The sequence below is a fragment of the Dermatobacter hominis genome, from assembly GCF_020715685.1.
GTDB classification, from domain to species: Bacteria; Actinomycetota; Acidimicrobiia; order Acidimicrobiales; family Microtrichaceae; genus Dermatobacter; species Dermatobacter hominis.
On the sequence record NZ_CP085840.1, the window covers coordinates 701,448 to 722,890 of the forward strand.

Genomic DNA, 21,443 nt, shown 5'->3' on the forward strand with positions numbered 1-21,443 from the left:
TCACCCCTCACCCCCGTCGTTCTGTTCCCGAGGGCTGGGGCGAACACCCCAGCCCTCGGGAACAGAACGGCCGCACGGGCGGGTGGGTGGCGTGCTGCCGGTCAGGCGGTCAGGCGGTCAGGTGAGGGGGACGCGCCCGAGGAGGGCGGTGCGCTGGGCGTCCGCCTCGGCCACGACAGCGGCGAGGTCGGCGGTCATCAGGTGCCGGTCGCGGACGACGGGCCGCCCGGCGACGAACACATCACGGACGTCACCGGCCCGGGCGCCGTAGACGAGGCGCACCTCGGGCGCCGTGCCCGGCACCGGGCGCACGTGCGGGCCCGACGGGTCGACGACCACGAGGTCGGCCAGCTTGCCGACCTCGATCGAGCCCACCTCGTCCTGCAGGCCGAGCGCCCGGGCCCCGCCCATCGTCGCCATCTCGAGCACGGTGCCCGCCGGCATCGACCGGGGACCGCACCGGGGCTTGTGCACGAGCGCGGCGAGCCGCATCTCCTCGAACTGGTCCAGCCGGTTGTTGCACGCCGCACCGTCGGCGCCGAGGGCCACGTTGACGCCGTCGGCCAGGAGCTCCGGGATCGGGGCGATCCCCGAGGCCAGCTTCAGGTTCGCCGACGGGCAGTGGCAGACGTGCGGCCGGCGCCGACGGACGAGCTCGCGCTCCTGGTCGTCCAGCCAGACGCAGTGCGCCATCACCAGCCGCTCGCCGAGCGCGCCCCACGACTCGAGGGCCACCACGTCGCGACCTTCGTCGGTGGCGGCGAAGCGCTCGGCCTGGTCGTGGTTCTCGTCGACGTGGGTGTGGAGGCGGAGGTCGGCGCGGTCGGCCAGCTCGACGCAGCGCCGCCACATCTCCGGGGTCGCGTTGCGCGGGCCCCGGGGCGACAGCGCCACCCGCACGCGACCGTCGCCGGCGCCGTGCCAGCGCTCCATCAGCGCGACCTGGTCGTCCCACGCGTCGTCGGTGGACTCGCCGACCATCTCGGTCCCGGGCTCCCACCGGTCCATCAGCGCCTTGCCGATCGTGGCCCGGAGGCCCATGCGCTCGGCCGCCGCGTACGACTCCGACGTGTGGGCGATCGACTCCATCGACAGGACCGACGTCGTCCCGCCGAGCAGCAGCTCCGCGATCCCGAGCTCGCAGCTCGCCCGCATCGACGCTGCGTCGTGTCCCCGCTCCAGCGGCCACACGCGCTCGCGCAGCCAGTCGATGACGTCCTGGTCGTCCGCGAGGCCGCGGAACAGCGTCTGGCACAGGTGCACGTGGGCCTGCACGAAGCCCGGGACCACGATGCAGCCGCGGGCGTCGATCTGCTCCTCGGCGTCCGAGCCCTCGCCCGGCCCGATGGCCACGATCCGCCCGCCGTCCACCACCACGTCGCCCTCGACGGTGGCCTCGCTCGTCGTCAGGCCCGGGGCGACGGTCAGGATCGTCGCCCCGCGGATCGCCAGCTCGCTCATCTGCGCTCCTCCGGCCCGCTCGGTTGTCGGCACGGAGTCTCCCACCGCTCCGACGCCGCCCCCGCCGCCTGCTCTGTTCCACTCTTTCGACGTTGCAGCGTCGAAAAGGTGGAACAGAGCGGGCGACGCGGCGAAGGGGGCGACGAGCGAGGTCAGGGCAGCTGCCAGGTGTCGCCGGCGGAGCGGCGCCACTCCCGGGTGTCGGCTGCGATGGCGGCCGCCTCGGCCAGCACGACGTCGCGTGCGATCCGCGCCGAGGCGCTCATCGTCCGGGCCCGCAGCACGTGCACGCCGTCGTGGGTGGCCTGGCCGCGCCCGGCGATGCGGAACGCCAGGCCGCGGGCCGGACACTCCTGGCGGGCCAGCGAGACCGGGACCAGCGTCACGCTCCGCTGGTCCTGCACGACCTCGAGGCAGGCGGCGGTCGACTCGACCTCGTAGAACGGCATCCGGGCCGGGCCCGAGCCCGGCTCGATCGACCGGGCCAGGACGCGCCGGCCGATCGGCGCCGGCGGGGGCAGGACGAACGGGTGGCGGGCCACCTGGGACGGTGTCGGGTCCGTCCCGACGAGCGGGTGGCGGAGCCCGACGACCGCGGCCAGCGGCTCGGACGGGAGCTCGACGACCTCGATCTCCGACGCGACCGGGGAGCCCTCGGCCTTGCTGGTGTCGCAGACGACGAAGTCGAGCTCCCGGCGCACCAGCGCGCCGAGCAGGTCCGACGCCGCGCCGCCGGCCACCGTGACCTGCAGCCCGGGCCGGTCCGCCGACAGCGAGCGCACGACCCTGGTCATGAGGGGTTGGGCCGGGTACGGGCCGGTGCCGACGGCCACGACGCCGCCCTCGCCGTCGCGCAGCAACCGGGCCGTCTCGACGAGCTCCCGGGACGACGCCAGCGCATCGACGGCGTGGGCGATCAGCGCCTCGGCGGCATCGGTCGGCTCGACCGCGTGGCGGGAGCGGTCGAACAGGGGCTGGCCGAGCTCGTCCTCGAGCGACTGGATGCTGCGGCTGAGCGCCGACTGGCTGAGGTACTGCTCCTGGGCGGCCCGGGTGAAGCTGCGGAGCCGGTAGACGGCCTCGAAGTGCTCGAGCTGGCGCAGCTGCACGGCGTCTCCCCACACGGATGGCCCCACGACGGCCGTGAGCGCTGTCATGCACGCAATGCAATTCAGCATGCGGTTCCATGAGCATACCGTCGGCGCGGATGGCCACCCACGTCCCCTCCCCCACGGCGGTCACCGGATCGCTCGACCTGCGCGACCGGCCCGCCGCCTTCGCCCGCCTCGCCGAGCGCGAGTTCGACGTCGTGGTCATCGGGGCGGGCATCACGGGCGCCGGCGTGGCGCGCGACGCCGCCCTCCGGGGCCTGCGGGTCGCGCTGGTCGAGGGCCGCGACGTCGCGTCGGGGACGTCGAGCCGGAGCTCGAAGATGATCCACGGCGGGCTGCGCTACCTGGCCCACGGCGACGTCGGGCTCGTCCGGGAGGCGGCGACCGAGCGCCAGGTGCTGCGGTTGATCGCCCCGCACCTGACCCGCATCTCCCCCTTCGTCATGCCCGGCAGCCGCCGGTCCACCGCGACCGTCCGCGCCGGGCTCGTCGCGTTCGAGCGCCTCGGCAAGGTGCCCCGGGCCGAGCGGCACCGCACGCTCGACGGCGGCGAGCTGCTCGACCTCGAGCCCACCCTCGCACGCGACACGTTCCCCTCGGGCGTCGTGTACCCCGAGTTCCTCACCAACGACGCCCGCCTCACGCTCGCCAACGTCCGCTCCGCGGTCGCAGCCGGCGCCACCGTCCTGACCCACGCCCCCGCGACGCGGATCCTCGTCGGCTCCAACGGCCGGGCGAACGGCGTCGAGGTCGAGGGCGCCCTGCCCGGCGAGGACCTCCGAGGGGTCGCCCGCACGCGCATGGTGGTCAACGCGGCCGGTCCGTGGGTCGACGCCGTGCGGGCCCTCGAGGAGCCCGGAGCGCCGGGCCGCCTGGCGCTGACGAAGGGCATCCACGTGGTCGTCCCCCACGAGCGCCTGCCGGTCCGCGACACGGTCATCACGCTCGGGCACGACAAGCGCCCGGTGTTCGCCGTCCGCTCCGGCCCCGTCACGTACCTCGGCACGACCGACACGTTCTACGCGGACCCCGACGAGTGGCCCCGCATCGACGGCGCCGACGTCGACTACCTCTTCGACGCGATGGAGCGCACCTTCGACGGTCTGCGGCTCACCGCCGACGACGTGGTCAGCATGTGGGCCGGCGTCCGTCCGCTGATCGCCCCCGAGGGCGGCACCGACGACGGCGCCGCACCCTCGGAGCTGTCGCGCAAGGACGAGACCTGGATGGGCCCTGCCGGGGTCGTCTCGGTGGCGGGCGGCAAGCTCACCGCCTACCGGACGATGGCCGAGCGGATCGTCGACGATCTGGTCGCCGAGCTCGGCACGGGCGCCACCCGGTGCCGCACGGCCGACGTGGCGCTCGTCGGCGGCGACGTCGAGGTCGAGGACCTCGTCGCCGAGCTGACCGTCGCCCTCGACGGCGACGGCGACCGGGCCCGGCGGCTCGTGGAGCTCTGGGGCTCCGAGGCCGAGCTGATCGCGGCCGACGGCGGCGACGTCGACGCCGAGGTCCGCCACGCCGTGCTGCACGAGGGCGCGTTGCGGCTCGAGGACCACTGGATCCGCCGGGGCGCACGGGCGTGGTTCACGCTCGACCCGATCGGACCCGACCTCGACCGCGCCGGTGCCACCATGGGCGCGCTGCTCGGGTGGTCGCCGGAGCGGCAGGCCGACGAGGTCGCGTCGTGCCGGCGCATCCACGCCGACTCGCTCCGGTGCCTCCGGCCCGGCGTGGCCGAGCCGCAGCCCGCCTGACCGGGGCTGCACCGCCAGGACGCACCGCCCGGGGCGCACCGCCCGGGGCGCTCCCCCACCACCCCGCCGAACCGACGCAGACAGGAACCCACATGCTCGACGCCACCATCGACACGCTCCGCGACCTGCTCGGGCCCGAGGTGGTCCGCACCGATCCCGAGCTGCTCGCCGGGCGCCGCCACGACTACTGGGCGGCGGCCCACCTGCGGGAGTGGCGCGGGGAGCCGATGGGCCAGCCCGGCTGCGTCGTGCAGCCCCGGGGCACCGAGCAGGTGCAGGAGCTGCTGCGGTTCGCCTCGTCGAACGGCGTCGCCGTCGTCCCCTACGGGTTGGGCTCCGGCGTGTGCGGTGGCGTGCTGCCCACCGACGACGTGGTCCTGCTCGACCTGTCGACGATGGACCGCACCCGCGAGATCGACGAGCACGACCTGCTCGCCACCTTCGACGCCGGCAAGAACGGCATGGAGGCCGAGGAGGAGGTCGCCGCCCGCGGCCTGACGATCGGCCACTGGCCCCAGTCGATCGCCGTCAGCAGCGTCGGCGGCTGGGTCTCGACGCGGGCGTCGGGCCAGTTCTCGACCGCCTACGGGAACATCGAGGACATCGTGTACTCGATCGAGGCGGTCCTGCCCGACGGCGAGCTGGTCCACCTCGGCAAGGCCCCGCGCGCCGCCGCCGGCCCCGACCTGCGCCACGTCGTGATGGGCGCCGAGGGGACCATGGGCGTCATCACCGGCGTCACGTTCTCGCTGCGGCGGGCAGCGGCCGCCCGCCGCTTCACCGCCTTCCACTCCCCCGACATGGCCACGGGCGTCGAGGCCCAGCGCCGGATCGTCCAGGCCGACTGGCGACCGCCGGTCATGCGCCTCTACGACGGCGCCGAGGTGGCCCGCAACTTCCCCGACCACGTCTCGGGCGACGCCGGCGCGCTGCTCATGCTGCACGAGGGCCCGGCGGCCCGGGTCGACGCCGAGGTCGACGACGTCACGCGCATCGCCACCGAGGCGGGACTCGTCGCCACGACGGGCGCGCTGACCGAGGAGTGGCTCGGCAAGCGCAACCACGTGCCGACCTGGTCGGACTTCTTCGAGCGCGGCGCGGTGGTGGACACCATCGAGATCTCGGCGCCGTGGTCGCGCATCATCGGCGCGTACGACGCGGTGGTGGCGTCGCTGAACGAGGTCGAGGGCATCGTCAACGCGTCGGCCCACAGCTCCCACGTCTACCGCTCCGGCATCAACCTCTACTTCTCGTTCGCGGTGCTCGCCGAGCCCCAGGACATGGAGGCCCGGTACTTCGAGTGCTGGCACCGGACGATGGAGGCGACCGCGGCCAACGGCGGCGGCATCGCCCACCACCACGGCTCGGGCCGGCTGCGCGTGCCGTACCTGCACCACGACCTCGGGGCGGGTGGCGTCGAGCTGCTCCGCACGCTGAAGTCGGCGGTCGACCCGGCCGGGATCATGAACCCCGGCAACCTCATCCCCCCGCCGGTTCTGTGATGCCAGGTACGTCGGGATCGACGTATCCAGCATCACAGAGCGGGCGTCAGGCGAGGAGGGCGGGCATCAGGCGAGGAGGGCGGTGAGCGCGGTCGTCCAGTGCGCCTCCACGGCGCGGCGGGGCGTGCCCCTGGCGCCGACCAGCAGGTCCCACGCCTCGAAGCTGGCGACGGCGTCGACGGCGGCGGCCAGCGACCGCGCCTCGGCGCGGGTGCGCCCGGCCAGCTCGGGCGCGAACACCTGCCGCACCTGCACGAGCCAGCGGCCGCGCGCGAGGTCGAGCGCGACGGCGACGTCGTCGTGGTCGACCGCCCGGGCCCGGGCCATGCGCCCCACGCCGGCGACCGACTCGTAGACGTCGATGCGCCCGGCGAGGAAGCGGGCGACGCGCTCGTCGAGCGGCAGGTCCTCGGGCGCGTCGATCCGTGCCAGCAGCTGCGCCCGGGCGACCTGCTCCTCGAACGCGGCGCGGTAGAGCTCGTCGAGCCCGCGGAAGTAGCGGAACAGCGACGCCGTCGAGATGCCGGCCCGCTCGACGACGACGTCGGCCGACGGCCGCAGCTCGCCGAGGTCGAACAGCTCGAGCACCGCGTCGATCGCCGCGGCGCGCCCGCGCGAGCGCCGGGCCGAGCGACCGTCGACCGCCTCCTCGGCACCCTGGGGGCGCTGGACTGCACCCGAGTGTTCTGAGAGCATGGCTCTCACATTAGGGCACCTCCACCGCTCCGTCCCGAACCTCGACCGGTCGACGTCGGGACGGAGCGGGCGCCGCCACCCGGGCGCGGAGGCCACGACCAGGGGGTCCGATGCGCACGGAACGGTTCGAGGGGACGATCGGGCGGACGCTCGCCGAGTCGACCCCGTGGTTCGACCCGCCCCCCGACCCCGGTCCGGACGCACCCGACGTGCTGGTGATCCTCCTCGACGACACCGGCTTCGCCCAGCTCGGCTGCTTCGGCTCCGACATCGACACGCCCCACATCGACGCCCTCGCGGCCGACGGCGTGCAGTTCACCAACTTCCACGTGACGCCGCTGTGCTCCCCGACCAGAGCGGCGCTGCTCACCGGGCGCAGCCACCACGCCGCCGGCATGCGCGGCCTGTCGAACTTCCGGACCGGCTTCCCCCACATGCTCGGCCACGTGTCGACGCACACCGCGACGATGGCCGAGGTGCTGTCCGACGAGGGCTACGCGACCTTCGCCGTCGGCAAGTGGCACCTGGCCCCGATGGAGGAGTGCTCGGCGGCCGGCCCGTTCGACCAGTGGCCGCTCGGGCGGGGGTTCGACCGCTTCTACGGCTTCCTCGACGGCGAGACCGACCAGTTCCACCCCTCGCTCACGGTGGACAACCACCACATCGAGCCGCCGGCCGGCCCCGAGGACGGCTACCACCTGACCGAGGACCTGGTCGACCGGGCGCTCGAGATGATCACCGCCAGCACCAACGTGCGTCCCGACCGCCCGATCTTCACGTGGTTCGCCCTCGGCGCCACCCACGCGCCGCACCAGGCGCCGGCCGAGCACCTCGCCAAGTACCGGGGCCGCTACGACGAGGGCTGGGACGTCGTGCGGGCCCGGTGGTTCGAGCGGCAGAAGGAGCTGGGGGTGGTGCCCGCCCACACCACGCTGGCGCCGCGCAACCCCGGCGTGGCGGCGTGGGACGACCTCCCCGAGACCGAGCGACGGCTGGCCGCCCGGCTCCAGGAGGCGTTCGCGGCGTTCCTCGACCACACCGACGACCAGATCGGCCGTCTGCTCGACGGGCTGCGGGACCTCGGCCGGCTCGACAACACGATCGTCCTGCTGATGGCCGACAACGGCGCCAGCCAGGAGGGCGGCCCGTACGGCGTGATGCACGAGATGAAGTTCTTCAACGGGATCCTGGAGACGCCCGACGAGGCGATCGCCCGGCTCGACGACATCGGCGGCCCGCACAGCCACACGAACTACCCGTGGGGGTGGGCGCAGTGCGGCAACGCCCCGTTCCGCTGGTACAAGCAGAACACGCACGAGGGCGGCGTCCACGTGCCGCTGATCGTCCGCTGGCCGGCGGGCCTCGGCGACCAGGCCGGCACGGTGCGCCACCAGTTCGCGCACGCGTCCGACGTCGCGCCGACCGTGTACGACCTCGTCGGCGTGACCCCGCCCTCGACCTACCGCGGGGTCGAGCAGCGACCGGTCACCGGGCGGTCCTTCGCGTCGGTCCTGCACGACGCCGACGCCGCCGCCACGAACACCGTGCAGTACTTCGAGATGGCCGGCAGCAGGGCGATCGTCCGCGAACGGCACAAGGCGGTGTGCAAGCACGACAAGGGCGCCGACTTCGACGCCGAGCGCTGGGAGCTCTACGACCTCGTCGACGACCCGTCCGAGTGCCACGACCTCGCCGATGAGCGGCCCGAGCTGCTCGCGGAGCTCGTCGAGCTGTGGTGGGCCGAGGCCGAGGTCAACCAGGTGCCACCGCTCGACGACCGCCTGATCGAGCTGTTCGGGACCCGCTTCCGCCCCCGGTCGCCGCACCCCGAGAGCCGGCGCTACACCTACCGGCCGTCGCCGTGGCCGATGCCGGCCCAGGCGGGGGCGTCGATCGGCGGCCGCGACTTCGACCTCGTCGCCCGCATCACGCGCGGCCCGGACGACGGCGGCGTCCTGTTCGCGACCGGCACCGAGAACTCGGGACTGTCGGTCTTCGTGCAGGACGGCCGCTGGGTGCTCGACTACAACGCGTTCGACGACCACACGGTCGTCGTGTCCGACGTCGAGGTGCCCGTCGGCGACAGCATGCTCACGCTACGGGTGCGCCGCGGCGAGGGCAGCACCGGGACGGTGGCCCTCGAGGTGGACGGCGCACCCGCGGGCTCCGCCGACCTGCCGCTGCTCATGCGCATCATGAGCTCCGTCGGCGCGAGCATCGGCCGCGACCACGGCTCCGCCGTCTCGCAGCGCTACACCGGACCGTTCCCGTTCACGGGGACGCTGCACGAGCTGGCCATCCAGGTCAGCCCGGGTCGGTACCCCGACGTCGAGTCCGCCGAGGCCGCCGAGGCCCTGTCCCGCCAGTAGCCGACCGACCGACTGACGGACCCACCGACCCACCACCACCGCCACCACGCCCGCGACACCCCGAGGAGACCGCACCATGGAGACCGTCCGCACACCCGACGAGCGCTTCGCCGACCTTCCCGACTTCCCGTTCGAGCCGCGCTACGCCGAGGTCCCGACCTTCGACCCGGCCGACGCCGACGGCGCCACGCTGCGGGTCGCCTACCTCGACGAGGGACCGGCCGACGCCGCACCGGTGCTGCTGATGCACGGCGAGCCGTCGTGGTCGTTCCTGTACCGGCACGTGATCCCGGTCCTCGTCGAGCGGGGCCACCGGGTCGTCGCCCCGGACCTGGTCGGCTTCGGTCGCAGCGACAAGCCGACCGACAAGGGCAGCTACACCTACGCGCGGCACGTCGCCTGGATGGAGGACCTGCTGGTCCGCCAGCTCGACCTGCGCGACGTCACCTTCTTCGGCCAGGACTGGGGCGGCCTGGTCGGGCTGCGCGTCGTCGCCGCGCACCCCGAGCGGTTCGCCCGGCTGGTCGTCGGCAACACCGGCCTGCCCGAGGGGACCGGCCGGGTCACCGAGGCCTTCCTGAACTGGCAGCGCTTCTCGCAGGAGACCGAGGTGTTCCCCGTCGGCGCCATCATCGACGGCGGGACCGCCACCGACCTGCCGCCCGAGGTCGTCGCCGCCTATGACGCCCCGTTCCCCGACGACACGTACCTCGCCGGGGCCCGCATCTTCCCCACGCTCGTCCCCACGACGCCCGACGACCCGGGCGGGCTGGCCAACGTCGAGGCCTGGAAGGTGCTCGAGCGGTTCGACCGTCCGGTGCTGTGCACGTTCAGCGACCGGGACCCGATCACCAAGGGCGGCGACAAGCCGTTCCGCGAGCGGATCCCCGGCGCCGCGGGCCAGCCGCACACGACGATCGAGGGCGGCGGCCACTTCCTCCAGGAGGACAAGGGCCCCGAGCTCGCGGCCGTGATCGACGTCTTCATCCGCGCCACGCGCTGACGGCCCGCGCCTGATCGCGGGCGCCCCGGATCACCCTCGTGGTCACGCCGGATCCGATCGGCGCGCCGATACGCTCGCCCGATGGCGCACCCTCCCGTCAACGTCCTGGTGACCACGTCGCGCATGCCGTTCGCGGTCGACGAGATCCACAAGCTCGGCGAGACCGGCAACGTCGTGACGGCGTCCGACACGTTCGCCGCCGCCCCCGGCAGCCACTCGCGCGGCGCCGCCGACCACATCGTCACGGCGGCGCCGACGCAGGAGACCGAGCAGTTCATCGCCGACGTGGTCGCCGCCATCGCGGCGCACGACATCCAGTTCCTGCTGCCGATGTTCGAGGAGGTCTTCTACCTCGCCGCCCACCGCGACCGGCTCGAGCCGACCGGCGCCACGCTGTTCTTCCCCGACTTCGACACGCTCGCCAAGGTGCACGACAAGGTGACGTTCGCGCAGCTGTGCCGTGACCTCGGGCTGCCGGTGGCCGAGTCGATCACGGCCACCGACGACGCCGAGCTGAAGGCGGCCATCGGGCACTGGGACCACTGGTTCGCCCGCGCCGCGTTCGGCCGCGGCGGCCTCGACATCCTGACCAACTCCGGGCCGCTGGCCGACGAGTCGAGCCCCGACGACATCCACCCGACGTCCGACGACCCGTGGCTCGTGCAGGAGTACCTCGAGGGCGTCGACCGCTGCAGCTGGAGCGTCGTGAGGGACGGGGAGATCGTCCTCCACTCCACCTACGAGCACCCGCTCGAGATCGACGACCGCGGCGGCATCGTCTTCGAGTCGGTCGACGCACCCGAGACGCTCGACGCCGCCCAGCGCATCGTCGGCGAGCTCGGCTGGAACGGCCAGATCAGCTTCGACTACCTGAAGACCGCCGACGGCGTGCACCACATGGTCGAGTGCAACCCTCGGCCGACGGCGGGCTGCACGGTCGCGACCTCCGAGGAGCTCGACGCCGCGCTGTTCGGGCCGGTCCCCGACGGACCCGTCGTCGTCCCCGCCGGCCGCAAGAAGATGATCAAGGAGGCTGTGCTGCGGGACATGCTCCTGCACCTCCGCCGGGCCAAGGCCGACGCCGAGGCCGCGAAGGGGGCGAAGGGCGTCTACAGCCAGGACCACGACCACCTGCCGCTGCTGTACACCGTCCTGTCGCTGCAGCACGTTCGCCAGTACCGCCACGCCCTCGGGCTCGACAAGGCCTCGCGCGAGGACCTCGTCGCCGCGCAGTTCTTCGACGTCCAGTGGGACGGCACCGCCATCTCCTGACGCGCCGACCCGCCCGTCCGCCCCCGTCCCGCCGACCCCCGAGGCACCCCGACCGCCATGGCCCTCGCCATCGTCCTCTCGATCGTCGCCGCGATGCTCTTCGCGCTCGCCTCGGTCCTGCAGCAGCGCGGCACGAGCACGATCAGCGACGACGACGCGCTCGGCGCCGGGATGCTCGCCTCGCTCGTCCGCCGGCCCGTCTGGGTCGCCGGCATCTGCGCCGACATCGCCGGCTTCGGTGTGCAGGCCTGGGCGCTCGCGGTCGGCAGCCTGCTGCTCGTCCAGCCGCTGCTCGTCACGACGCTGCTGTTCGCCCTGCCGCTGGCGGCGTGGGCCAACAAGCGCCGCCTGACGCTCGAGGAGTGGGCGTGGTCGGGTGTGCTGATCGTTTCGCTCGCCCTCTTCGTCATCCTCGGCGAGCCGACGGCCGGCCTCGACCGCCCGCCGTTCCCGTCGTGGCTGCCGGCGCTGGTCATCTGCACCCCGCTGGTCGCGACCTGCGTCTGGTCGGCGGGCTCGCTGCCGCACGGCACCAAGCGCTCGCTCGTGCTGGCCGTGGCCGCCGGCGTGCTGCTCGGGCTGTCGGCGCCGCTGACCAAGTCGGGCATCGACGGCTTCAGCGACGGCATCGTGGCCGGCCTCACGACGTGGGAGCTGTGGGGCATGGCGATCACGGCCAGCTTGGGCACGTTCTGGCAGCAGTCCAGCTACCAGGCGGGCGACGTGCAGACCAGCCTCCCGACGGTCACGGTCCTCAAGCCGATCGTGGCCATGGCGCTCGGGCTGACCGCCTACCAGGAGCACCTGAAGATCGAGGGGGCGCAGGACGCGCTGCTGCTCGCCGCGCTCGTCGGCATGGTCCTGGCGACCATCAAGCTCGGCCGGCTCGCCGCACCGGCGGTCGAGGGCGGCACCCCGGCGACCGCCCCCGCCCGCGCCGCCCGACCCTGACGGTGCCCGGGACGAGGGAGATCCTCCCGGTTCTGCGAAAGAAGCGCGCTGCGGTGCCGACGGGAGGGTGGTGACCACCACGCGCACGACCCAGGACCCGTCCACCGGCACGCTCGACGAGTCGACGTTGCAGGACACCGCCCACCTGCTGGGCCTCGACTTGTTCGACCCGTCGCGGATCGACCCGGGCACGCTCGCCACGCTGACCAGCCGGCGCAACAGCCCCGAGGAGATCGCCACGCGGATGCGCCGCTACCTCCAGCACCTGCTGGAGAACCCGGTCAGCCACGTCCCGGACCGCAGCGAGCTGTGGCGGACGATGCTCGAGCACTGCGACCGGCTCACGCCGCTGCAGGCCTACGTCATGCGCAACCTGATGGGCAGCGCGTCGAACATGGGCTACGACCCGATGCCGTCCGAGGTGCACCTGGAGTTCCCCCGCGACGACCAGGTCGACCTGGGCGCGCAGGTCGGGTGGCACTTCCTCGTCGGCAGCCTGTGGGACGCCGACGGCAACGAGTACGGCATCGAGTTCATGCTGTTCGAGCAGGCGATGTTCCCGCCCGACTTCGCCAAGGAGGTCGGCCTCTCCCCGCTCGACAACCTGGCGGTCGAGGTCCAGTTCGCCATCAGCACCCGTGGCGACCGCCACCACCAGGCCGAGCCGCTGGTCACGCTCGGCACCAGCGGGCTGGTCCGCACCAACGCGTCGCCCTTCTCGTTCAGCGTCGGCATCAACTCGTTCGAGTCGGCGGGCCGCGACGGCCTGCTCCCCATGCGGGTCCGGGCCACCGGCCTCGACCTCGGGGGCGACGAGCCGCTCGCGCTCGCGTGCGACCTCCGGCTGGACCACGGCAAGGGCGTCCTGGAGCAGGGCGACCACGGCGCCATGCCGTCGGTCGCCGGCGTCGGCACCTTCTACTACTCGGTCCCCGCGATCCAGCTCGCCGCCGAGACCGGCGCCGACGGCGAGCCGACGAGCACGATCTCGATCGACGGCAGGGTCATCCCGATCGTCCGGGGCGAGCTCTGGTTCGACCACCAGTGGGGCTTCCTGTCCGGCATGTCGACGAGCGAGGTCATCCGTGCGTCGAACTCGATCGGTCGACCCGATCCGTCGGGCTGGGACTGGTTCATGACGCACCTCGTGGGCGACCGCCAGGTGACGATGTTCGCCCCGCACCGCTCGGACTTCGCTGCGTTCTACGGCTGCACCGGCGAGGATCCGCCGCCCGAGATGGTGCGGCGCGTCGGGGGCACCTACATGGACGCCGACGGCGCCACCCGGATGGTGTGGGGCACCGTCCACGTCGACCGCTGGGTGAAGGTGGAGCACACCCCGCGACCCGACCGGTACCCGGCGACCCACACGTGGCACCCGGACCACTACCGGTTCGAGTTCGAGGACCTGCCCGACGACATCGCCACCTTCACGCTCACCCCGATCGTCGAGGGCGGCCAGTCGGCGTTCTTCGCCAACGGCGTGCAGATCTGCGAGGGCGCGGTGGTCGTCCGGGACTCGTCGGGCACCGACATCGGCCGCGGCTTCGCCGAGGCGGTCGCCTTCTCCGACACGCTGCGCGACCAGCTGCGGCTCGCCGGGCTGCCCGACGACGACGCGACGGTCGCGCTCGCGGCGGAGCCGATCCCGTCGCCGGAGCTCGCCGCCGCCAACGCCGCGTTCGTGGCCGACCACCAGGACGAGCTGGCCCGCATCGTGGCCGAGGCCAAGGGGCTGCAGTTCTTCATGGACCCGGACCCCGCGCCGCCCGCCGGCTGAAACCCCACCGCGCGCCCCACCACGGTCCTGGCGCCATCTGACGACCGCACGGGTCGTCAGATGGCGTCAGCGCGCCGGCTCGGTCGCCGCCGGGGTGGCGTCCACCATCCGGGGAGGGATGCTGGGACGGACGGTGGCGGTGTCCACCCCGGCTGGCGTCGAGCGGGTGCTGGCGCCCCCGGCCGGAGCCGGGCGGTCGCACGCGGTGCGACCGGCGTCGCCCATCGTGCGGGGCGTAGGGTTGGCGGAAGGTTGGTGCGATCCCCGCTCCGGCGCGACCGCTCCGCCGCCACCACCGCCGCGAGGGGGAGCACGCCGGTTGGCCGATCCCGAGCTCCAACGCCGCCGCCGCGAGGTCGAGGAGGCCCGCGAGTCCGGACGGCCGCGCCCGCAGATCGGCGAGTCGTGGTCGCGCTGCCAGGAGGTGGCGGTCGACGCAGCGGCGTCGGCGGCCCCGGTCGACGTCGACGAGTCCGAGGTCCGGTCGCGCTGGGACTCCTCGGCGATCCGCCGCGCCGACGTGGGCCTCGAGGACCAGCTGACGCAGGCGGCGGAGCTCGGCGACCTGGTCGCCGCCGTGACCGATGCCGACGGCCGGATCCTCTGGAGCGCCGGCGGCCGCTCGATGCGCCGGGACGCCGAGCGGGTGGGGTTCGTGCCCGGCGGGCGGTGGGACGAGACCTCGGCCGGCACCAACGCCCTCGGCTTGGCGCTGCGCACCCGCCGCCCCGCCACCGTCTTCTCGGCCGAGCACTGGTGCGACGCCGTCCGGGACTGGGTGTGCTGGTCGGCGCCGGTCATCGATGAGCACGGCCGCTCGCTGGGCGTGATCGACCTCTCCGGCCGCTGGGACACCGCCTCGCCGCTCGCCGAGGTCACGGTCGCCACGCTGAGCAGGCTGGTGCAGGCCCACCTCCCGACCGCCGGGGCGCGGGAGCCGGCCCGGCTCGACGGCGTCGACGAGGAAGGCGACAGCCCGCTGCTCGAGCTGCAGCTGCTCGGTCACCCCTCGGCCCGGCTCGGCGGGCGCGAGCTCGCGCTCACGCCGCGCCAGTTCGAGCTCCTCGCCGCGCTCGCCATCATCGGGCCCTCGTCGCTCGACGAGCTCCAGCTCCACGTCTACGGCGACCGGCCGGTGACCGCCGCGACGATCAAGGCCGAGCTCTCGCACCTCCGGGCCAAGCTCGGCGGCGGGATCGGCTCGCGGCCCTACCGGCTGACGCTGCCGACGCAGGTGGACGTCGTCGCCCTGCAGGCCGACCTCGACGCCGGCGCGCTGGCCGACGCGGTCGGCCGCTACACGGGCTCGCTGCTGCCCGACAGCGAGGCTCCCGCGGTCGTCGACCACCGCCACCTCGTCGACGTCGAGCTCCGCGAGGCGCTGCTCGCGGGCGGCACGAGCGGCGACCTCCTGCGCTACGCCACCGTCCAGCCGTGGGACGAGCACGTGCTCGAGACCGCCGCCCGCCGGGCGGACCGGCAGGATCCCGAGCACCACCGGGCGATCGCCCGCCTCGATCGCGCCCGCCGCCTCTGAGCCGCCCTGACTTGGGGCAGGCTGGGGGCGTGCAGCACCCGTCGCAGTCCGACCCGTCGAGCGCCGGCTCCGAGGTGGAGCGCAACGTGCTCGGCGGCCCGCTCCAGGAGTGCGGCACCGAGCCGCTCACCGGCTTCTTCCGCGACGGCTGCTGCCGGACCGGTCCCGAGGACCTCGGCAGCCACACGATCTGCGCGGTCGTCTCGGCCGAGTTCCTCGAGCACCAGCGCTCGATCGGCAACGACCTGGTCACGCCGGCCCCGATGTACCGCTTCCCGGGACTCGTGCCGGGCGACCGCTGGTGCGTGACCGCCGTCAACTGGCTCCGCGCCCACCGGGACGGCGCCGCGGCACCGGTCGTGCTGGCGTCGACCAACGAGCGCGTGCTCGATCTCGTCCCGCTCGACGTGCTGCGCCAGCACGCCGTCGACGTCCCCGACGACCTCGGCAGCCTCGACGACTGACCGGTCCGTCACCCGCCGGGTTCGCCGACGCGGGCGGACCGACGAGCCCGCTCGGCTCGTCACCAGGTGATGAGCTCCGGGTGGGCGTCGGCGAGCACCTCGTCGCGGTCGTCGGCGAGCACGAAGCCGGCCTGGACCGCGGCGTCGGTCGCACCCTCGTACGCGTCCAGGTAGGCCTGCACCGACCCGTACCGCGCCCGCAGCACCGTCTCGTCGGCCGGCGCCCGCCGCCCGAAGAGCCGGCACACGTGGGATGCGCCCGGCGACGCCATGCCCGACAGGACCTCGACCGGCGCGTCGACGCAGGGCGTGCGCACGCCGCCGAGGACGTTGCCGACGTCGTCGGTCCGGTACCGCAGCCCGCGTCGCCCCTCGGCGACGTCGCCCTCGACGAGGAGCCGGGCGGCCGCCGGGGGACCGGCGCCGCCGTCGGTCCACCCGACGAGGTGGGCGAGGGCGCTGCGGACGACGAAGCGCTGCTGGCCCCGGTTGACCGGGTCCTCGCAGCCGAGGAAGGTCTCGAAGTCGCCGACGAGCGATCGGTCCGCGTGGGCGGCGCCGGCGACCTCCCAGAGCCGGAACCGGACGCCGTCGTCCTGGCGGGCGGGGAGGTAGTCGAGGTGCCCGAGCACGTCGGTCTCGGTCTCGAGCACCAGCACCGGCACGTCGAGGTCGTCCCGGACGACCACAGCAGGGTCGTGGCGGCCCTCCTCGAGGTCGACGCCCCGACCGGGTTCGCCGAGGGGCATGGCCGGCCCGCCCCGGCTGTGGATCAGGAAGCCGTCGAACCGCCCGGTGAGCGGCTGCACGCCGTTGACGTAGGTCGTCAGGGCGTAGGCGGACTGCGACTCGCCGACCGCCAGCACCCGGCGGAGCCGCAGGCCCTCGAGCGGCCCGGCGGCCACGGCCTCCCCGGCCGCCGCGCCGCCGAGCAACCCGGTGGCCACCTGCGTGAAGAGGTCGAAGCAGTACGCGTCGCCGGGGTGGTGCAGGTCGCCGTAGCGCTCCGGGTCCGCCTCCTGCAGCGCGAGGAGGCCGCCGGCGCCGCCGACGTCGACGAGCGCCGGCGCGGCGACGATGCCGGCCCACTGCGCCGACACGCCGACCCACGTGTGGCCCCGGCGGACCAGCTCGGGCGCGGCGAACCCGTAGGTGGGCGCGGCGTCGGCACCGCTGCTCACGTTCAACCACTCGACGACGAGCACGCCGCTGGCGGCGGCCGGATCGGCGGGGCGCCGCACGACGGCGCGGGTCCGGTACCCGGCCCGGTCCCGGGGCTCGAGCGCCCACCGACCGTCGGCCGGCAGTCCGGCGGGGGCCCGGTAGGAGGTCGCCGTGCCGGTGCAGCGCCACTCGGACTCGACGTAGCCGGCCGCGTCGAGGTCGGGCGCGCCCAGCGAGCCGATCAGGTTCGTCCCGGCGCCGCCGGTCAGCGGCTCGAGGGAGGCGGCGTGCTCGCTCACCGTGTCGACGCTAGGCGGACCGGGCGGCGTCGCGGCCGGACGGTCGGGGGTTGCGCCCGGTCCGGATCCGTCGTAGAAACAAACCAGCCGGTCGGTTTCTTGGAACCGGTCGATCCCGACAGCTGGCCGCCCCGACATCCGGCCGACCCCGACAGGCCAAGCACGCCGACCCCGACCCAGGAGGCACGACCGTGGCGCCCAGTCCGCAGCGGGCCGCACCGCTCACGAACACCGCGCCGAGGACGCAGGAGGACCGCAGCGCCGCGACCCAGCAGGCCCTGCTGACGGCGACGATCGACTGCCTCGTCGAGTACGGCTACGCGGGCACCACCACCCGGCTCGTCGCCGACCACGCCCGCGTGTCCCGGGGCGCGCAGACCCACCACTACCCCACCAAGCGGGACCTCGTGGTCGCCGCGGTGGAGCAGCTCTTCGACCGACACGCCCGGGCCTTCACCGAGGCGTTCCGGCAGGTCCCGGCCGAGGAGCGGACGCTCGACCGGGCCGTCGAGGCGCTGTGGGACATCGCCGCCGGCCCGACCTTCGCCGCCGTGCTCGAGGTGGTCGTCGCCGCCCGCACCGACGACGAGCTGCGGAGCATCGTCCACGGCGTCGCCGCCAGCCTCGAGGAGACGGTGGTCGACCTGCTCCTCTGGTTCTCGCCCGAGATCGACGACCGCGACGCCGCCCGTCGCATCGTCGAGTTCGCCTTCGCGCTGCTGCAGGGCGCCGCCGTGTCGCGCATGGAGGGCTTCGGCGATCCCGACGAGGTCATCGCGTCGGCGGCCCGCCTGGCACCGCTCGCCGCCGCCCTCGCCCGCACCCCACCGCCCGGACCCGGAGGCCGCACGTGACCACGCCCACCACCCACGCCCCGCCGACCGCCGGACCCGACCCTGCGGCGCGCCCGCCCCGGTCGCGCCGCGGCCACCGGCGCGCGGCCCGCCGATCGGGGCTGCCGTCCCGGCCCTCGGCCGACCGGCGCATCCCCGTCCGACGGCTCCGCCACGACCACGCCCGGCACGAGATGTCGGCGTGGATCGTCCCGGACGACCCGATCTTCAGCCACTTCCTCGCCACGCTCTCCGCGGTGTTCCCGAACGGCGAGGACTTCTTCGTCGCCTCGGTGCGCCGCCACCGGGCCGCGGTGGCCGACGATCCCGTGCTCCAGCAGCAGGTGAAGGGCTTCATCGGCCAGGAGGCGATGCACGGCCGGGAGCACCGGCGCCTCAACGAGCGGCTGGCGTCGATGGGCTACCGCACCGAGCGCGCCGACCGGACGATCGGCGTGCTGTGCGACCTCATCGCCCGCCTCCCACCGGCCACCCTCCCGATCGCGGCCACGGCGGCCGCCGAGCACTACACCGGCCTGCTGGCCGAGGCGGTGCTGTCGGACCCCCGGACCCGGGCCACGCTGTTCGGCCAGGAGGCGATCGAGCCCCTCATCGCCTGGCACGCGCTCGAGGAGCTCGAGCACAAGAACGTCGCGTTCGACGTCATGGAGGCGGCGGGCGGCGGGTACGCCGTCCGCGTCGCAGGGTTCGCCGTCACCTCGACGGTCCTGGCCGGCTCGGTGGCCGTCGAGTGGGGGCGCGCCGTCTGGGAGGACCGCGACGGGATCACCCGCGCGCACCGGCGCCGGTTCCACCGGAACCTCCGACGCCAGCGGCTGCTCAGCCCGTGGTTCCTGCGCAACCTCCTCGGCTACCTGCGCCCTGGCTTCCACCCCGACGACACCGACACCGACGACCTCGTCCGGGAGTGGTCGGAGCGCCTGGCCGACGTCGCCGGCCCCAACCGACGGTCCGCCGAGGGCTGAGCACGTACGCTCGCCGCCGTGGGTCGGGGCGGCGGACGATGAGCGGGGCACCGCCGCCGACGCTGTTCCCGAGGCCGCGTGCGGTGCGGTCCCACGACCCGAGCCGCCGCAGCACGGCCGAGCTGCGGATCGCCCTCGACGCCGGCCTGCCCGCCCAGGGCTACGAGCTCGCGGTCGACGACGACGGCGCGCTGCTGCGCCACGCCGACGACGCCGGTCGGCGGTACGGCCTGCAGACGGTCGCGCAGCTGCGCGACCGCGACGGGTCGCTCCCCCACGTGCACGTGTCGGACCACCCCGACGTGGCCGTCCGCGGCTTCATGCTCGACGTGAGCCGGGACCGCGTGCCGACCCGGGCCACGCTCGCGCGCCTGGTCCGGCTGCTCGAGCGCTGCCGCTACGACCACCTCCAGCTCTACGTCGAGCACACCTTCGCCTACACCGGGCACGAGGACGTGTGGCGCGACGCCTCGCCCCTGACGCCCGAGGACCTGCGCTGGCTCGACGAGCGCTGCGCTGCGGCCGGGATCGAGCTCGTCGCCAACCAGAACTGCTTCGGCCACATGGGGCGGTGGCTCGCGCTCCCCCGCTACCGGGAGCGGGCCGAGTGCCCCGACGGCGCCGAGATCGTGCCGGGCTTCCGCTGGCCGCCCGGCGTCCTCGCCCCGACCGAGGACAACGCACGGTTCGTGCTGGACCTCGTGCGGGAGCAGGGCGCGGCGATCACCTCCCCCACGGTCAACGTCGGCTGCGACGAGACGTTCGAGCTGGGTCGGGGTGCCAGCGCGGCACGGGTCGCGACCGAGGGCGTGGGCCGCGTCTACCTCGAGCACCTCCGACGCATCGTCGACCCGCTGCTCAACGAGGGCCGGTCCGTCCAGCTCTGGGGCGACGTGCTCGGCCACCACCCCGAGCTGGTCGACGGCCTGCCCGACGGGGACCTCACCCCGCTCGTGTGGAACTACGAGGCGCCCGACCGGCCGCCGGTCGACCTCGACCCCTTCGTCGCCCGGATCATGGCCGGGCTGGGCATCGACGCCGGCGCACCGACCGACTTCGCCTCCCTCCTCCGGCCGTTCCTCGAGGCCGGGCCGGCACCGTGGGTCGTACCGGGGACGTCGTCGTGGAACTCGTTCGTCGGCCGCCTCGACAACGCCCGCGGCAACCTGCTCGACGCCGCCACCGCGGCGCGGGACCACGGTGTGCGAGGCCTGCTCGTCACCGACTGGGGCGACAACGGCCACCACCAGCCGCCGTCGGTGAGCGATCCCGCCATCGCGTTCGGCGGCGCCGTCGCCTGGTGCGCCGCGACCAACGCGGACCTGGACCTGGGCCCCGTGCTCGACGCCCTGCACGGCGACGACGCAGGGCTGCTCGGCGAGGTGCTCGTGACGATCGGCTCGGTCGCGACGCGGACCGGCGCCGCAGCGTTCAACGTGAGCCCGCTGGTGCCGCCGCTCGTCGCCGAGGTGCCCGACCTCAGCGACGGCCGGGCCGACCCCGACGCGGTCCGTGCCACCGTCGACGACCTGGACCGGGCGCGCGCCGACCTCGGCCGGGCCCGGCCGACGGTCGACGACGGCGACGTCATCCGCGCCGAGCTCGACGTGGCCATCGGCCTGGCGCGCCAGGGCGCCCTCCGGCTGCTCGAGCGGCTCGGCGCGCCGGCGTCGAACCGGGCGGACGAGGACGCGGAGCTGGCGGCGCTCGTCGACGGCTACCGGGCGACCTGGGCCGCCCGCAGCCGTCCGGGCGGCCTCGCCGACAGCGCACGGCTGCTCGAGCGGGCGCTCGACCGCTAGGTCACGTTTCGATCGCCCACCCCATGGGAACCGTCCGGTTGCGTGCGGAAACGGTCCGCACGGGGTGGAAAGGCGTCGCCATGTGGATCATCTGGGCACTGATCATCGGACTGCTGGCCGGCTTCATCGCACGGGCGCTGGTGCCGGGACCCGATCCGATGGGCGTGCTGGGCACGCTCGTCCTCGGGCTCGTCGGCTCGCTGGTCGGCGGGTTCCTCGGCTGGCTGCTGTTCGGCCGTGACGCGTCCGACGGTGCGCTGCAGCTCTCCGGCATCATCGGCTCGATCATCGGTGCGGTGATCGCGCTGCTGATCTTCCGGGCGGTCACCCGAGGCCGGACGGGCACTCCCAGGAGCGTCTGATCCCTGGGGCCGGCGCAGCCGTCCCCGGGATCGCTCGACCACTCGGCACGCCGAGTGCGGACACGGCGAGGGCCGACCCCGCGGGGTCGGCCC

General features: G+C 74.3%; 17 protein-coding genes. 13 read left to right on the top strand and 4 right to left on the bottom strand.

Going from position 1 to position 21,443, the window contains the following annotated elements:
• Positions 1–117 precede the first annotated feature (117 nt).
• Both LH044_RS03310 and LH044_RS03315 read right to left on the bottom strand, forming a co-directional pair.
• Positions 118–1,461 carry an amidohydrolase family protein gene (locus LH044_RS03310; protein WP_227758378.1) on the bottom strand — a complete coding sequence of 448 codons (1,344 nt, stop codon included), beginning with the start codon at positions 1,459–1,461 and terminating at the stop codon, positions 118–120.
• Positions 1,462–1,613: 152 nt separating this feature from the next.
• On the bottom strand, positions 1,614–2,618 hold the full coding sequence (locus LH044_RS03315) for a LysR family transcriptional regulator (RefSeq protein WP_227758379.1): 1,005 nt from the start codon (positions 2,616–2,618) through the stop codon (positions 1,614–1,616).
• Positions 2,619–2,668: 50 nt separating this feature from the next.
• On the opposite strand from LH044_RS03315, the gene LH044_RS03320 reads away from it, so the two are divergent.
• Together LH044_RS03320 and LH044_RS03325 are read left to right on the top strand one after the other, a co-directional pair.
• Complete coding sequence (locus tag LH044_RS03320) at positions 2,669–4,330, top strand: glycerol-3-phosphate dehydrogenase/oxidase (RefSeq protein WP_227758380.1); 1,662 nt, start codon at positions 2,669–2,671, stop codon at positions 4,328–4,330.
• 92 nt (positions 4,331–4,422) lie between these two features.
• Complete coding sequence (locus LH044_RS03325) at positions 4,423–5,832, top strand: FAD-binding oxidoreductase (protein ID WP_227758381.1); 1,410 nt, start codon at positions 4,423–4,425, stop codon at positions 5,830–5,832.
• Between the two features lie 66 nt (positions 5,833–5,898).
• Here the strand turns inward: LH044_RS03325 and LH044_RS03330 are convergent, their stop codons facing one another.
• Positions 5,899–6,528, bottom strand: a complete 630-nt coding sequence (locus LH044_RS03330) for a TetR/AcrR family transcriptional regulator (RefSeq protein WP_227758382.1) — start codon at positions 6,526–6,528, stop codon at positions 5,899–5,901.
• Positions 6,529–6,638: 110 nt separating this feature from the next.
• Here LH044_RS03330 and LH044_RS03335 point away from each other — a divergent pair, with 110 nt between their 5' ends.
• The 7 genes from LH044_RS03335 (at position 6,639) to LH044_RS03365 (ending at position 15,904) form a co-directional block, all read left to right on the top strand.
• The gene (locus tag LH044_RS03335) at positions 6,639–8,897 is read left to right on the top strand and encodes an arylsulfatase (protein WP_227758383.1); all 2,259 of its coding nucleotides are present in this window, start codon (positions 6,639–6,641) and stop codon (positions 8,895–8,897) included.
• Between the two features lie 76 nt (positions 8,898–8,973).
• Positions 8,974–9,900, top strand: a complete 927-nt coding sequence (locus LH044_RS03340) for a haloalkane dehalogenase (protein WP_227758384.1) — start codon at positions 8,974–8,976, stop codon at positions 9,898–9,900.
• Between the two features lie 81 nt (positions 9,901–9,981).
• Positions 9,982–11,172 (top strand): ATP-grasp domain-containing protein, encoded by a 1,191-nt coding sequence (locus tag LH044_RS03345; protein WP_227758385.1) that lies wholly within the window; start codon positions 9,982–9,984, stop codon positions 11,170–11,172.
• 57 nt (positions 11,173–11,229) lie between these two features.
• On the top strand, positions 11,230–12,123 hold the full coding sequence (locus LH044_RS03350; protein WP_227758386.1) for a DMT family transporter: 894 nt from the start codon (positions 11,230–11,232) through the stop codon (positions 12,121–12,123).
• 70 nt (positions 12,124–12,193) lie between these two features.
• Positions 12,194–13,903, top strand: a complete 1,710-nt coding sequence (locus LH044_RS03355; protein ID WP_227758387.1) for a lipocalin-like domain-containing protein — start codon at positions 12,194–12,196, stop codon at positions 13,901–13,903.
• Between the two features lie 319 nt (positions 13,904–14,222).
• Positions 14,223–15,440: a sigma-54-dependent transcriptional regulator family protein gene (locus tag LH044_RS03360; RefSeq protein WP_227758388.1), complete on the top strand. Its 1,218-nt coding sequence runs from the start codon at positions 14,223–14,225 to the stop codon at positions 15,438–15,440.
• A gap of 29 nt (positions 15,441–15,469) precedes the next feature.
• Positions 15,470–15,904, top strand: coding sequence for a DUF2237 family protein (locus LH044_RS03365; RefSeq protein ID WP_227758389.1), 435 nt, complete (start codon positions 15,470–15,472; stop codon positions 15,902–15,904).
• A gap of 59 nt (positions 15,905–15,963) precedes the next feature.
• Here the strand turns inward: LH044_RS03365 and LH044_RS03370 are convergent, their stop codons facing one another.
• The gene (locus LH044_RS03370; protein WP_227758390.1) at positions 15,964–17,367 is read right to left on the bottom strand and encodes an alpha/beta hydrolase domain-containing protein; all 1,404 of its coding nucleotides are present in this window, start codon (positions 17,365–17,367) and stop codon (positions 15,964–15,966) included.
• 191 nt (positions 17,368–17,558) lie between these two features.
• Here LH044_RS03370 and LH044_RS03375 point away from each other — a divergent pair, with 191 nt between their 5' ends.
• The 4 genes from LH044_RS03375 (at position 17,559) to LH044_RS03390 (ending at position 21,350) form a co-directional block, all read left to right on the top strand.
• Complete coding sequence (locus tag LH044_RS03375) at positions 17,559–18,221, top strand: TetR/AcrR family transcriptional regulator (protein WP_227758391.1); 663 nt, start codon at positions 17,559–17,561, stop codon at positions 18,219–18,221.
• Entirely contained in the window at positions 18,218–19,186 is a 969-nt protein-coding gene (locus tag LH044_RS03380; RefSeq protein WP_227758392.1) for a metal-dependent hydrolase, read from the top strand. The genes LH044_RS03375 and LH044_RS03380 overlap by 4 nt, the downstream gene beginning before the upstream one ends.
• A 38-nt stretch (positions 19,187–19,224) precedes the next feature.
• The gene (locus tag LH044_RS03385) at positions 19,225–20,988 is read left to right on the top strand and encodes a beta-N-acetylhexosaminidase (RefSeq protein WP_227758393.1); all 1,764 of its coding nucleotides are present in this window, start codon (positions 19,225–19,227) and stop codon (positions 20,986–20,988) included.
• 80 nt (positions 20,989–21,068) lie between these two features.
• Complete coding sequence (locus tag LH044_RS03390; RefSeq protein WP_227758394.1) at positions 21,069–21,350, top strand: GlsB/YeaQ/YmgE family stress response membrane protein; 282 nt, start codon at positions 21,069–21,071, stop codon at positions 21,348–21,350.
• Positions 21,351–21,443: the final 93 nt, after the last annotated feature.

Bases quoted from the DNA above. Each gene is read 5' to 3' on its own strand.
- LH044_RS03345 (WP_227758385.1), top strand. From the start codon at position 9,982: ATGGCGCACCCTCCCGTCAACGTCCTGGTGACCACGTCGCGCATGCCG.
- LH044_RS03320 (WP_227758380.1), top strand. From the start codon at position 2,669: ATGGCCACCCACGTCCCCTCCCCCACGGCGGTCACCGGATCGCTCGAC.
- LH044_RS03385 (WP_227758393.1), top strand. From the start codon at position 19,225: ATGAGCGGGGCACCGCCGCCGACGCTGTTCCCGAGGCCGCGTGCGGTG.
- LH044_RS03315 (WP_227758379.1), bottom strand. From the start codon at position 2,618: ATGACAGCGCTCACGGCCGTCGTGGGGCCATCCGTGTGGGGAGACGCC.
- LH044_RS03330 (WP_227758382.1), bottom strand. From the start codon at position 6,528: ATGCTCTCAGAACACTCGGGTGCAGTCCAGCGCCCCCAGGGTGCCGAG.
- LH044_RS03325 (WP_227758381.1), top strand. From the start codon at position 4,423: ATGCTCGACGCCACCATCGACACGCTCCGCGACCTGCTCGGGCCCGAG.
- LH044_RS03390 (WP_227758394.1), top strand. From the start codon at position 21,069: ATGTGGATCATCTGGGCACTGATCATCGGACTGCTGGCCGGCTTCATC.
- LH044_RS03350 (WP_227758386.1), top strand. From the start codon at position 11,230: ATGGCCCTCGCCATCGTCCTCTCGATCGTCGCCGCGATGCTCTTCGCG.
- LH044_RS03335 (WP_227758383.1), top strand. From the start codon at position 6,639: ATGCGCACGGAACGGTTCGAGGGGACGATCGGGCGGACGCTCGCCGAG.
- LH044_RS03340 (WP_227758384.1), top strand. From the start codon at position 8,974: ATGGAGACCGTCCGCACACCCGACGAGCGCTTCGCCGACCTTCCCGAC.
- LH044_RS03310 (WP_227758378.1), bottom strand. From the start codon at position 1,461: ATGAGCGAGCTGGCGATCCGCGGGGCGACGATCCTGACCGTCGCCCCG.